We start from the raw sequence: 12,472 nt of genomic DNA, 5'->3' as shown, positions 1-12,472 counted from the left end.
CGCCTTGCTGCCATGGGCGCCTCGGTAGGGTGGAGGTCCATTCCCTGACGGAGATCACCATGGCAGAGCTCAAAGAGAACCTGTTGGATTGGCTGCGCGACGCACACGCGATGGAGCAGCAGGCGGAAACCATGCTCAAGGGCCAAGCGTCCCGGATCGAGCACTACCCGGTGCTGAAGGCTCGCATTGAAGAACACATCCAAGAGACCATCGGCCAGCGCGAACTGCTGGAAGGCTGCATCAAGCGGCTGGGCGGTTCCCCGTCGGCCCTTAAGGATGTGATGGGCAAGATGGCCGCCTTCGGTCAGGCCGTCGGCGGCATGACTGCTTCTGATGAGATCGTCAAAGGCGCCATGGCCGGCTACGTCTTCGAGCACTTCGAAATCGCGTCCTACACGGCGCTTATCGCTGCTGCCAAGACCGCCGGTGATGCGGAAACCGTGAGGGTCTGTGAAGAGATTCTGGTTCAGGAAGAGGCCATGGCCGACTGGCTGGCGGCCCATCTGCCAGAGGTCACCGAAGAATTCATGGTCCGCGATGCCACCCCTGGCGTTGAAGCAAAGAAGTGAGCCATTGAGTCCCGTCGGCTGGGTTCACGCCCGGCCGACGGGGCCGGGCCTGCAACGAAAGGCCCTTGGATGGGAGGCGGCTGGCATGCCCAGGCCCATCTGGAGCGGATCCCTCTCGTTTGGTCTGCTCAATGTCCCAGTTTCATTGATGTCCGGCGAGCGACGCATGGACCTCAGTTTCCGAATGCTGGACGCTCGCAACAAGAAGCCCATCCGATACGAGCGCGTCAATGCTGAGACCGGCGAAGAGGTGCCGTGGAAGGACATCGTCAAAGCGTTCGAATATGACAAGGGCAGTTACGTCGTCATAGAGAAGGAAGACATCGCTGCAGCCGCGGCCGAGACGCACGGATCCATCGACGTAGAGCGTTTGTCGACGCCGAGAGCATTGGCCTGCGGCTCTTCGAAAAGCCCTACATCCTGGTGCCCGGCAAGAAGGCCGAAAAAGGTTATGTGCTTCTGCGAGACACCCTAAAGGAAACGGGCAAGGTTGGCATCGCCAGGGTAGTCATCCGCACCCGCGAATACATCTGTGCGGTGATGCCTGAGGACGATGCGCTGGTGATGATTCTGCTGCGCTTTCCGCAGGAGCTGGTGGGGCGCCCATGGATTCCTCTTCGCTTGTTCTTTGGCTCACGATAGCCGTCCGCTGAGACCGAGTCCGTCAACGGCGCGGGTCGACTACGTCAACGCTGTCTCCTGGGCCACTTCCTTCCCCTGTTCTTGTTCTGCTTTTCGAGCGCGGTTTAGGAATCGGACGATGCGCTGGTGGTAGTCGCGACGATGGCTGGGTCGGCCTGTGGCTGCCAACGAATGGTTGCCTCCCGGGTATACGACCATCTGCACCGGTTGCCTCGATCGACATGCCAGGCCAGCCATGAGCTCTTCACACTGCCCCGTGGGGCAACGCTGATCTTCCGCTCCGTTGAGCAACAGTACTGGCCCTCTGGCGGACGACACATGGGACAGAGGAGAAAGACTGCGGTAGCGGTCAGGGCACGCGTCCGGTTGGCCATCCATCGCATACGGGGTGACGTAGTAGCCCGAATCTGAGGTGCCGGCATGTGACTGCATGTTGGCTACGGGCGCGCTGACCACGGCCGCAGAGAAGGTGTCGCTGTGGCATATTGCCCAAGCGCTGAGAAAACCTCCGTAGGATTTCCCTGCACAGGCCACCGTTTCGCCAGCGATCCCCTCCAGGCGCAGTTGCTCAACGATGGATTCGACTTGAGGGAGGTCCAGTTCACCCCACCGACCGATCAGGCGCTTCTCGAAGTCCTTGCCGTATCCGTTTGAACCGACCGGATTGGGCGCCACCACGGTCCAGCCTTCCGCCACTGCCTGATAAACGTAGACGTGCGCAGCGAAGTCCATAAGTGCAACGCTGTGGGGGCCGCCATGGAAATCTACCAAGAGGGGTAACGGGCCCTTCTGCTGCTTTGTAGGCTGTAGAATCCAGGCGTCCACGGACTCCGCCGACCCGTTCCCACTCGGCACCTCAAAGGAGCGCCGGGTGCAGGACACCGGCAGGGTTGCGCTTAACTCCGTATTGAGCGAAGTCAGGCGGCGACGTTCTGCTTCCGGTGCCCACGCTGAGAGGTAGAGTTCGTCCAGCTGTGTGTAACCAGATCCACCGAGCACCAACGATTCACCGCATGGATGCATCGTTGAAACCTGGTCCTGATGCCCCGGAAGCAAATAGTGTTCTCCGGATTCGAGAGCGACAACGGCCACTTCAAAGCAGCCTCGATGCGTGATCACGGCGGCAATTGATCGGCCATCGGGAGCCCACGCAATCTGCATGCCTTCCAAAGTGAAGGGCAGGACGGGGCCAACCACGCCTTCCTCGTGGGACCAGATGTAGAGAAACGTCGCTGAGTCGCCTTCCCGCTTGTTGCCGGCAAATGCAAGGCGCGACCCATCCGGTGACCAGCACGCGCTGGCCACAGTCGCAAAGTCCCCGGTGATCTGCCCATGGTTCGATTCTGGCCCAACCAGCCACAGGTTCACGCGATGACGAAGGCAACCAGAAGATGTTCGTGCATAGGCCAACGTTCGTCCGTCTGGCGACCAAGATCCCGACCGCACGTCGTAATCTCCTGCGGTCAGGGGAAGCGGCCTCGTGCAGCCTTGTGCGTCCAAGCAGAACAAATGGGTTCGGGTGCCGACTGTATACCCCGTTCCATCCAGCTTGCAGGGCAAGTGGTTGATTACCAGTGGGCGCTGAGCATGCGCGACATCATCGTCGGGGTCCTCGGCATGGGGAAGGGAGACCAAGGCAAGGAGGCGACGGCCGTCGGGGTGCCATTGCAGGAGACTGGATACATTCAACTCGGACACACCCGCCAGCGCTTGAGCCTCCCCGCCAGTGGTGCCAATCAAATGGGGTTCTGGGCGACCGGCGGAGCCGCGGCTGGATAGGAAGGCGATTGATTGACCGTCGGGGCTTAGCTGCGGGGAGCTGACACCCCCCTGGGACGCCAGCAACACCGGGGCGACTGAACCGGCAGAGGGGGTAAACCAGAGCGAGGACCGATAGTCGTCTGTCCCAGCGTCAGGCGCAGACACTACGTAGGCAAGGCCCGCATTTCGGTGGTGCGAAGACAAAGAAAGCACCTTTCGGTGCTTGAAGAGACTATCAATCGAGAAGTTCATGGCACCCTCCACCAGATTGGGAAAGGGCGGGTCAGTCGACCCGCCCCCGGCGTAACTCAGCGCTGATTGCGCTCGTCGCGCTGTTCCTGCTGGTTCTGCTCATTGCGCTCGTTGCGCTGTTCCTGCTGGTTCTGCTCATTGCGCTCATTGCGCTGATCCTGGTTCTGCTGGTTCTGCTGGTTCTGCTGGTTCTGCTGGTTCTGATTGTTCTGTGCCATGTCGATCTCCGGTAGCGCCAAGGAGCATCCTCGGCTGCGGGCTCAACATGCGCCAGCGCAGCCTGAAGCGGCGTGTGCCTTCTGTCACCGCAGCGTGACTCGACTTGCCCGTCGCTTTGACAAGCTCTAGATGCGGATTGGTCACAGTGGGACTAGAGGTCAGTACTGATCAGGGTGTTTACCGGGAAAAGGCGGGGGCCGATTTCCAGCCCATACAGGATACTTACGGGGAACTACACTGCGGCCCGCTTCACCTATCCAGCTTCAACCACGCAACCAGTGCCGCAAACGCCGGCGACGGCTGCCGACGGTTCGGGTAGTAAAGGTGATAGCCGGGGAACGGGACGCACCACCTGTCCAGCACTGCCACCAACCTGCCTTGCGCGATGTGCTCGGCCACCAGCGGTTCCGGTGCATATGCCAAGCCCAAGCCATCCACTGCGGCATTGATAACGTGGGTCATGCTGTTGAAGACTAACGGCCCGTCGCCGCGCACGGTGAATTCCTTGCCCTTCTCTTCGAACTCCCACGCATAGATGGCACCGTTGGGGCGATGTCGGATGTGGATGCAGCGGTGGCGCGTAATGTCGGCAGGCTTCTTCGGCTTCGGATACTTCTCGAAGTAGTCGGGTGAGCCCACCACGACCAGACGCCAATCGGGGCCGACCCTGACAGCAACCATGTCCTTGCTCAGTGCCTCTCCGAGCCGGATGCCCGCATCGAAGCGCTGCTCCACCACATTGGTAAAGCCGTAATCTACGTAGAACTCAAGCGTAATGTCCGGGTATGCGTCCAGGAATCCGGCAAGCCGCGGACGGATGATAGTCTCCATGGAATCATCCGTGCAGGAGATTCGTAGCGTTCCAGCTGGGCGGTCGCGCAGGTCACCCAGCGCCTCCACGCTGGCACCGATGGCCTCGAAATGTGGTGCGATGGAGCGCATCAGGCGCTCGCCCGCTTCAGTGGGAGAGACATTGCGCGTGGTCCGCGCGAGCAGGCGAATTCCCAGGCGCTCTTCCAGCAGGCGCATCGAATGGCTCAGCGCAGAGGGCGTTACCCCAAGACGAACCGCCGCCTTGGTGAAACTCTGCTCCTGCGCCACTACCAGGAACGCTTGCAGGTCATGGGTCTTCACGGTGCTCATGGGTCAATTGTGAGCGCAACTCAGTAATGCATCAACTTTCAACCGGCTTATCGATATAGGGGCTGGGGCCTATCGTGGCGACCCGTGTCCCCAACCGAGGCCATACGCCCATGAAACGCACCACGCTGTTACTGGCGCTGCTCGCCAGCCTCTACGTTCCAGCTTCGGCCATGGCCGCTGACGCACCGGTGCCGGCCCCGCGCCATGGATCCGACAACTTCTACCGCAGCCCCACGGTCAAGGGGGAGCGCGTGAGCTTCCACAACCAGTACGAGATGCAGGTGGTGGGTACGCTTTACCGCCCTCAAGGCCTGCCCGACGGCAGCCGCGCCCCCGCAGTGGTCGTTGGCCACCCGATGGGCGCAGTGAAGGAGCAGAGTTCCCAGCTCTACGCGCAGAAGCTGGCCGAGCAGGGCTTCGTCACGCTGGCGATCGATCTTTCCTTCTGGGGCGAGAGTGGCGGCGCACCGCGACACCTGGTGGCGCCGGAAATCTATTCGGACGACATCAGTGCGGCCGTGGATTTCCTGAGCACGCAGTCATTTGTGGACCCGGACCGCATCGGCGGCTTGGGCATCTGTGGCAGCGGCAGCTTTGTAATCAGTGCCGCCAAGATCGACCCACGCATCAAGGCCATCGCCACGGTCAGCATGTACGACATGGGTGCGGCGGCACGGCAGGGGCTGAACAGTGGCCAGTCGCTGGAGCAGCGCAAGGCGGTGATCCAGTCCGCGGCAGATCAGCGTCTGGCCGAATTCAAGGGCGGGGCGCCGGTGTTCGTGCCTGGCACCGTGAACCACCTCGATGCTGACACGCCCGCCATCCAGCGTGAGTTCTTCGACTTCTACCGCACCCCGCGCGGCGCCTATACGCCAAAGGGTGACAAGGCCGAACTGACAACCCAGCCGCTCTTCAGCAGCCTGGTCAAGTTCATGAACTTCTATCCCTTCAACGACATCGAGACGATCTCGCCCCGACCAATGCTCTTCGTCTCCGGCGACGTCGCGCATTCCCGCGAGTTCAGCGAGGACGCCTACCGAAGGGCAGGGCAGCCGAAGGAGATCTACTGGGTAAAGGGTGCCGGCCACGTGGATCTGTACGACCGCATCCAGCTAATTCCCTTTGACAAGCTGGCCACGTTCTTCCAGCGCGGCCTGGCCGGGAAATGAGCCGCACCGACGCCCCCGCACATCGCGCCAACTGGGGCGGCGTGCTCGCAATGACGCTGTGCGTCTTCGCGTTGATCGCCTCGGAATTCATGCCCGTGAGTCTGCTCACTCCCTTGGCAGCAGACCTGGGCGTGAGCGAAGGCCTTGCCGGCTACGGCATTGCGATTTCGGGTGTGTTTGCGGTGTTGACCAGCCTGTCTATCTCGCGATTGGCGGGTAGCGTGAACCGCCGAACGTTGCTGTTGTCCCTCACGGCGTTGATGGCGGTGTCGGGACTGGTGGTAGCGCTGGCCCAGAACTATCCGGTCTACATGACAGGCCGTGCGCTGATCGGCGTAGTGATCGGCGGTTTCTGGTCATTGTCCGCCGCAACCGCGATGCGGCTGGTACCGGAGGCCGAGGTCCCGCGAGCCTTGGCGATATTCAACAGTGGCAACGCCCTTGCAACGGTCATTGCGGCACCACTGGGCAGCTATCTCGGCAGCATGATCGGATGGCGCGGCGCATTCCTCTGTCTTCTGCCCGTGGCAGCTGTCGCCCTGGCCTGGCAGTGGGTTTGTCTGCCGTCCATGGAAGCGGAGGAGGGCCGATCACGCGGCGGGGTCGTCGTGTTGTTGCGACGACGCGTGGTGGCACTGGGCATGATGGCCTGCGCTGCGTTCTTCATGGGGCAGTTTGCCCTGTTCACCTACGTGCGGCCGTTCCTGGAGCGTGTCACGCATGCTGGGGTATCTGCCGTTCCGTGGGTTCTGCTGGCGATCGGAGTGAGTGGTTTCGTGGGCACACTTGCCATCGGGGCATTCATCAGGCGCGGGCTCTACCGCACGCTGGTGATTCTTCCCGCCCTCATGGCGCTGATTGCCGTCACTCTGGTTCCACTCGGGCCCCACCTTTGGCCGACCGCCGCACTGCTCTCGGCGTGGGGTCTGCTGGCCACGTCCGCGCCGGTCGGCTGGTGGAGCTGGCTGGCGCGCACCTTCACCGACAATGCCGAGGCTGGCGGCGGGCTGATGGTTGCGGTGGTTCAGTGCTCCATTGCGCTGGGCGCCACCCTCGGCGGACTGCTGTTCGACAGCCTTGGCTTTGCCAGTACGTTCTTGGCGAGTGCGGGCATCCTCTTGTTTGCCGCGCTGCTTGCCTACGCCACCGCGACTGAAGAGGTGCACACGTCAGCCGCGGCGATTGCCACAGGGGCTCCGAAGCGATGACACGCCTCACTTCGATAACGGCGAAGCTGCTCGTGCTCCTAGTTGGCTTTGGGGCGGTAGCGGCATGCTCAGTCGCGCCCGATCATCAAGCCGTCGCAGCCACCAGTACTGGGGCCAACCCGGAGATTCATCCTATGAAAATTCGACTGATCATCAATGATCAAGTGCTGTCGGCCACCCTGGAGGACAGCCTTCCTGCACGCGAGTTCATCGCCCAGTTGCCACTGACCCTTCAGCTTGAAGACTACGCCGCGACTGAGAAGATTGCGCAGCTCCCGCGCAATCTAAACGTGGCGGGTGAGCCGGAAGGAATCACGCCCTCGGCAGGCGATATGGCTTTTTATGCACCTTGGGGAAACCTGGCGATTTTCCACAGGCCATTTGGCTACTCGAAAGGTCTCATAAGGCTGGGTCGCATCGAAGGAGGGCTGCAGATCCTTCGCAAGGAGGGGCCCATGGAGGTCCGCATTGAGTCTTTCTAGAGGCTGGCTGCACACCTTGGGGTTCAGCCATCTCGCCATTCTGCTGGGTACGGCGATGCTGGCTACCGTCCCTGGTCAGATGGCTTTCGCACACGGAGGAATAATCATGCACACCAAATCAAATCAAGCTCCCACAACCGAACTGGATCCGCGCCGGCAAGCCATCATTCCGATCGGCGCCTTCGCAGCGGCCGGCAACTTGGATGGCCTCCGCCAGGCGTTGAACCAAGGCCTGGATGCGGGGCTAAGTTTGGCCGAAACGCGAGAGCTGCTGGTGCAGCTCTACGCCTATGCGGGGTTTCCTCGGAGCCTGAACGCGCTGGGCGAACTGATGAAGGTGGCGGATGCGCGTAGACAGCAGGGCATCCAGGATGACGCCGGCCACGAGCCCCGCAAGCCGATTCCCACAGGCGACGCCTTGCTCGCTGCAGGCACGGCAAACCAGACCAAGCTGGCCGGCGCTCCTGTCTCAGGGCCTTTGTTCGATTTTGCCCCGCAAGCAAATCAATACCTCCGTACGCACCTCTTCGGCGACATCTTCGAGCGCGACAATCTTGATTGGCAAAGCCGCGAATTGGCTACGGTCAGCATGCTGGCCGCCATGTACGGAGTGGAGCCCCAATTGCAGTCCCATATTGGAATCAGCATGAACATCGGCCTGCGGCCAGAGCAGCTATACGAGCTGGCCGATGTACTTGAGGAGCGCGTCAGCCTCGAGGCTGCCGAACGTGTTCGCGTCGCGATTCAACGTCAGCTTGAGGTTCGGAAAGAATGACGGTCGGGAAGATGCTCCTTCGGCTTGCCTTGCGCGATGTGCTCGGCCACCAGCGGTTCCGGTGCGTTTGCCAAGCCCAAGCCATCCAGTGCGGCATTGATAACGTGGGTCATGCTGTTGAAGACCAACGGCCCGTCGCCGCGCACGGTGAGTTCCTTGCCCTTCTCTTCGAACCCCCACGCATAGATGGCACCGTTTGGGCGATGTCGGATGTGCACGCATCAGTGAGGAAGTGGCGCAGATCAGTGTCAGTGGCGCACTCTTGCCAGAGGCGGCGTTGAAGATGACCGGCCAGTAGGCTCGGCCAATGATGCCGGCGCGCCTCCGACCGACTTCACAGACCTGTACCCCGCAGATGGGCATAGTGCCCCTTGAGTAGTGTGAGCGCGTCCATCCAGCCACGGGATTGTCCCGAACGCCAGGAGGTCACTGTGCCAAGTTGTGATGAAGGAATGAAGTTGACGCGTCGCCAGGTGATCGCCGGCGGCGTCACGACCGTGGCAATGTCCGCCGCACCGGGGGCGTCATCGCTCGCCGCCGAACTGGCGACGCCCCCGCCGCCCAGGCCGCCGGTCATCAGCACGGTGGCGTTGACCGTCAACGGCAAGCGGCGGGAGCTTGAGCTCGACACGCGGACTACGCTGCTCGATGCCCTGCGCGAACATCTGAAGCTGACCGGGACCAAGAAGGGCTGCGACCACGGTCAATGCGGTGCCTGTACCGTGCTGGTCAACGGTGAGCGCATCAATGCCTGCCTCAGCCTGGCGGTGCAGCACCAGGGCGATGCCATCACCACCATCGAAGGCCTCGGAACCCCCGATGACCTGCATCCGCTGCAGGCCGCCTTCATCAAGCATGACGGCTACCAGTGCGGGTACTGCACGCCGGGGCAGATCTGCTCGGCGGTGGCGGTACTGGACGAGATCAAGCGGGGTGTCCCCAGTCATGTGCAGGCAGACGTCAGCGCACGGCCCCGGGCCACCAACATGGAGATGCGCGAACGCATGAGCGGCAACCTCTGCCGCTGCGGAGCCTATTCCAATATTGCCGAGGCGATGGAAGAGGTTGCAGGCGTGACCCCTGCAGGGAGGCGCGCATGAGGGCCTTCAGTTACGAACGCGCGAAATCCCCGGCCGAGGCCGCCAAGGCCGTCGCCGGTATCGAGGGCGCGAAGTTCCTGGCCGGAGGGACCAACCTGCTCGACCTGATGAAGCTGGAGGTCGAGACGCCAGCGCACCTGGTCGATGTGCAGGACATCGGCCTGGACAGGATCGAACCCACCGACGAGGGCGGCCTGCGCATCGGCACGCTGGTCACCAATACCGCGCTGGCCTCGCATGAGCGCGTGCGCCGCGACTACGCGGTGCTGACCCGCGCGATCGTGGCAGGCGCCTCCGGGCAGCTGCGCAACAAAGCCACCACCGGCGGCAACCTGCTGCAGCGCACGCGCTGCCCGTATTTCTACGATCCCCATCTGCCCTGCAACAAGCGCCTGCCCGGATCAGGGTGCGGCGCACTCGAGGGGTTCTCCCGGCAGATGGGCGTGATCGGCACCTCGGACAGCTGCATCGCGACCTATCCGGGCGACATGGCGGTGGCCCTGCGGGTGCTGGACGCCTCGATCCAGACCGTCAGCGGTGACGGCAGTACGCGCAGCATCCCGATTGCCGATTTCCATCGTTCCCCCGGCGACAGGCCGCAGCAGGACAACGTGCTGCAGCGCGGCGAGCTGATCACCCACGTCACGCTGCCGAAGCCCCTGGGCGGTCGGCACGTGTACCACAAGGTACGTGACCGCGCGTCCTATGCGTTCGCACTGGTGTCGGTCGCTGCGGTCGTGCAGCGAGACGGTTCGGCGCGGTTCGCCTTCGGTGGAGTTGCGCCGAAGCCGTGGCGCGTCGAGGCAGCCGAACCACTGCTGCGCGACGGCGTAAAGGCCGCGGCCCGGCAGGTGTTCGCCGGTGCCCGTCCGACGCGGGAGAATGCGTTCAAGATCGCGCTCGCCGAGCGCACCCTCGCGGCCGTGCTGGTGGAAGGAGAGCGCTGATGCCCCTTGAATTCAACGCCCCCGCCGGCGACAACCTGTTCGACAAGGCCAAGGTCGTCGGCAAACCGACGCCGCGCATCGACGGTCCACGCAAGACCACCGGCACCGCCCCCTATGCGTACGAGCGCCACGAGGTGGCGCCGAACCAGGCCTACGGCTACATCGTCGGTGCGGGTATCGGCAAGGGGCGCATCATTTCGATGGATGCCTCCCGCGCACGTGCCGCGCCCGGCGTACTGGCGGTCATCACCGCACCGGAAACCAAGCCGGTCGGCAAATCGAACTGGAACAACGCGCCGTTGTTCGGCGGACCCGAAGTGGCCCACTACCACCAGGCCATCGCCTGCGTGGTGGCAGAGACCTTCGAGCAGGCCCGCGCCGCCGCGGCGCTGATCCGCACCCGCTACGAGCGCAGCAAGGGCCGCTTCGATTTCCCGGCCCTGGCACCGTCCGCGCCGTTGGCAAAGGGGCGTGACGGCAAGCCCGACCGGCAGGCGCTGGGCGATTTCGACACCGCCTACGCGAGCGCCGCGGTCAAGCTCGACGAGACCTATCACACCTCCGACGAAAGTCATTCGATGATGGAGCCGCACGCCACCATCGCCGCCTGGGAGGGTGACACGCTCACGCTGTGGACGGCGAACCAGATGATCGACTGGGCCAGGCAGGGCATGGCGGCGATCCTCGGCATCGATCCTGCCAAGGTGCGCGTGGACTCGCCCTATATCGGCGGCGGCTTCGGCGGCAAGCTGTTCATCCGTGCCGACGCGGTGCTGGCCGCGTTGGCGGCCAAGCAGGTCGGGCGACCGGTGAAGATCGCGCTGCAACGCCCGTTGATGCCCAACAACACCACCCACCGGCACGCCACCCTCCAGCGCGTGCGGATCGGCTGCGGAAAGGATGGCCGGATCTCCGCCATCGCCCATGAGAACTGGTCGGGCAACATCAACGGCGAGGATGGCGAAAACGGCACCCTGCAGACGCCCAAGCTCTATGCAGGCGCCAACCGCCTGGTGGCCAACTACATCGCCACGCTCGACATGCCCGAAGGCAATGCGATGCGCGCACCGGGTGAAGCACCGGGCCACATGGCGCTGGAAGTGGCGATGGACGAAATGGCCGAGAAGCTGGGCCTCGATCCGATCGCGTTCCGCATCCTCAACGAGCCCGAGGTCGTGCCCGGCGATCCGTCCAAGAAATTCTCCGACCGCAACCTGGTGCGCTGCCTGCGCGAAGGCGCGGAGCGCTTCAACTGGAACAAGCGCAACGCCCGGCCGGCGCAGGTCAGGGAAGGGCATTGGCTGGTCGGCATGGGCGTGTCCGCGGGCTATCGCGGCGCACCGACGATGAAGTCGGCGGCGCGGGTCCGGCTTGACGGCCAGGGCGGGGTGGTTGTCGAGACCGACATGACCGACATCGGCACCGGCTCCTACACGATCATCGCGCAGACGGCAGCCGAGACCATGGGCGTGCCGCTGGACCAGGTCCAGGTCACCCTCGGTGACTCCCGTCATCCCGCCTCCGCCGGTTCCGGCGGCCAGTGGGGCGCGGCAAGCTCCACCGCGGGCGTGTACGCGGCGTGCGTCAGCCTGCGCCGCAAGGTGGGCGAGAAACTCGGCTTCGACGGCGACACCGCAAACTTCGCCAATGGCCGCATCCAGGCGGATGGGCGGACCATCACGCTGGCGGAGGCGGGAACCCTGTCGGCGGAGGACGGCATTGCCTTCGGCGACTTCAAACAAGGCTACGACGTCGGCACCTATGCAGGACATTTCTGCGAGGTCGCCGTGCATGCCTACACTGGAGAAACGCGCATTCGCCGCATGCTTGCCGTATGCGATGGCGGCCGGATCCTCAATCCGCTCTCCGCACGCAGCCAGGTCATCGGCGGGATGGTGATGGGTGCGGGCGCGACCCTGATGGAGGAGCTGGTGGTCGACAAACGGCTTGGTTTGTTCATCAACCACGACCTGGCCGGCTACGAGGTTCCCGTGCACGCCGACATTCCGTACCAGGAAGTGGTCTTCCTCGACACGCTGGATCCGGTGATCTCGCCGATGAAGGCCAAGGGTGTGGGTGAACTGGGCATCTGCGGGGTTGGCGCCGCGATCGCCAATGCGATCTACAACGCAACCGGCGTGCGCGTGCGCAGCTATCCCATCACCCTGGACAAGCTGTTGCCCGGCTTGCCCGACATAGGCTGAC

Annotated in this window: 12 protein-coding genes and 1 pseudogene; 9 read left to right on the top strand and 4 right to left on the bottom strand. The window is 63.3% G+C overall.

The window, feature by feature from the left end:
- The first annotated feature begins 59 nt into the window (after positions 1-59).
- Positions 60-569 carry a DUF892 family protein gene (locus AC5P5W_RS17105; RefSeq protein ID WP_197574192.1) on the top strand — a complete coding sequence of 170 codons (510 nt, stop codon included), beginning with the start codon at positions 60-62 and terminating at the stop codon, positions 567-569.
- Between the two features lie 85 nt (positions 570-654).
- Positions 655-1,166 (top strand): annotated as a pseudogene (gene ku, locus AC5P5W_RS17100) (non-homologous end joining protein Ku); the annotation flags it as partial.
- Positions 1,167-1,250: 84 nt separating this feature from the next.
- Here ku and AC5P5W_RS17095 read toward each other — a convergent pair.
- The 3 genes from AC5P5W_RS17095 to AC5P5W_RS17085 all read right to left on the bottom strand — a co-directional run bounded on the left by AC5P5W_RS17095 (position 1,251) and on the right by AC5P5W_RS17085 (position 4,586).
- On the bottom strand, positions 1,251-2,579 hold the full coding sequence (locus AC5P5W_RS17095) for a S9 family peptidase (RefSeq protein ID WP_495221300.1): 1,329 nt from the start codon (positions 2,577-2,579) through the stop codon (positions 1,251-1,253).
- A gap of 701 nt (positions 2,580-3,280) precedes the next feature.
- A complete protein-coding gene (locus AC5P5W_RS17090) occupies positions 3,281-3,442 on the bottom strand; it encodes a hypothetical protein (RefSeq protein ID WP_197574190.1) in 162 nt (53 codons plus the stop codon).
- A 250-nt stretch (positions 3,443-3,692) separates the two neighbouring features.
- The gene (locus AC5P5W_RS17085) at positions 3,693-4,586 is read right to left on the bottom strand and encodes a LysR family transcriptional regulator (RefSeq protein ID WP_197574189.1); all 894 of its coding nucleotides are present in this window, start codon (positions 4,584-4,586) and stop codon (positions 3,693-3,695) included.
- 110 nt (positions 4,587-4,696) lie between these two features.
- Here AC5P5W_RS17085 and AC5P5W_RS17080 point away from each other — a divergent pair, with 110 nt between their 5' ends.
- The 4 genes from AC5P5W_RS17080 to AC5P5W_RS17065 all read left to right on the top strand — a co-directional run bounded on the left by AC5P5W_RS17080 (position 4,697) and on the right by AC5P5W_RS17065 (position 8,220).
- Positions 4,697-5,755: an alpha/beta hydrolase gene (locus AC5P5W_RS17080; protein WP_169411882.1), complete on the top strand. Its 1,059-nt coding sequence runs from the start codon at positions 4,697-4,699 to the stop codon at positions 5,753-5,755.
- The gene (locus AC5P5W_RS17075; RefSeq protein ID WP_180834670.1) at positions 5,752-6,963 is read left to right on the top strand and encodes an MFS transporter; all 1,212 of its coding nucleotides are present in this window, start codon (positions 5,752-5,754) and stop codon (positions 6,961-6,963) included. The genes AC5P5W_RS17080 and AC5P5W_RS17075 overlap by 4 nt, the downstream gene beginning before the upstream one ends.
- 134 nt (positions 6,964-7,097) lie before the next feature.
- Complete coding sequence (locus AC5P5W_RS17070; RefSeq protein WP_227863783.1) at positions 7,098-7,445, top strand: cyclophilin-like fold protein; 348 nt, start codon at positions 7,098-7,100, stop codon at positions 7,443-7,445.
- Between the two features lie 106 nt (positions 7,446-7,551).
- Positions 7,552-8,220: a carboxymuconolactone decarboxylase family protein gene (locus tag AC5P5W_RS17065; RefSeq protein WP_169411876.1), complete on the top strand. Its 669-nt coding sequence runs from the start codon at positions 7,552-7,554 to the stop codon at positions 8,218-8,220.
- Here the strand turns inward: AC5P5W_RS17065 and AC5P5W_RS17060 are convergent.
- The gene (locus AC5P5W_RS17060) at positions 8,196-8,438 is read right to left on the bottom strand and encodes a type 2 periplasmic-binding domain-containing protein (protein WP_227863785.1); all 243 of its coding nucleotides are present in this window, start codon (positions 8,436-8,438) and stop codon (positions 8,196-8,198) included. The two genes, AC5P5W_RS17065 and AC5P5W_RS17060, sit on opposite strands and share 25 nt — an antisense overlap.
- Before the next feature lie 234 nt (positions 8,439-8,672).
- Here AC5P5W_RS17060 and paoA point away from each other — a divergent pair, with 234 nt between their 5' ends.
- From paoA to paoC, 3 genes are read left to right on the top strand one after another with little or no spacing between them, the layout of a single operon-like run.
- The gene (gene paoA, locus AC5P5W_RS17055) at positions 8,673-9,320 is read left to right on the top strand and encodes an aldehyde dehydrogenase iron-sulfur subunit PaoA (RefSeq protein WP_046430654.1); all 648 of its coding nucleotides are present in this window, start codon (positions 8,673-8,675) and stop codon (positions 9,318-9,320) included.
- Positions 9,317-10,267: an FAD binding domain-containing protein gene (locus AC5P5W_RS17050; RefSeq protein WP_197574188.1), complete on the top strand. Its 951-nt coding sequence runs from the start codon at positions 9,317-9,319 to the stop codon at positions 10,265-10,267. Before paoA ends, AC5P5W_RS17050 begins: the two co-directional genes overlap by 4 nt.
- On the top strand, positions 10,267-12,471 hold the full coding sequence (gene paoC, locus AC5P5W_RS17045; RefSeq protein WP_197574187.1) for an aldehyde oxidoreductase molybdenum-binding subunit PaoC: 2,205 nt from the start codon (positions 10,267-10,269) through the stop codon (positions 12,469-12,471). The genes AC5P5W_RS17050 and paoC overlap by 1 nt, the downstream gene beginning before the upstream one ends.
- Position 12,472: the final 1 nt, after the last annotated feature.

The organism is Stenotrophomonas sp. YJH_SMC_123 (genome assembly GCF_059368215.1).
Note: the sequence above shows the minus strand (reverse complement) of the source record. Positions and strands in the feature narration are given on the sequence as shown.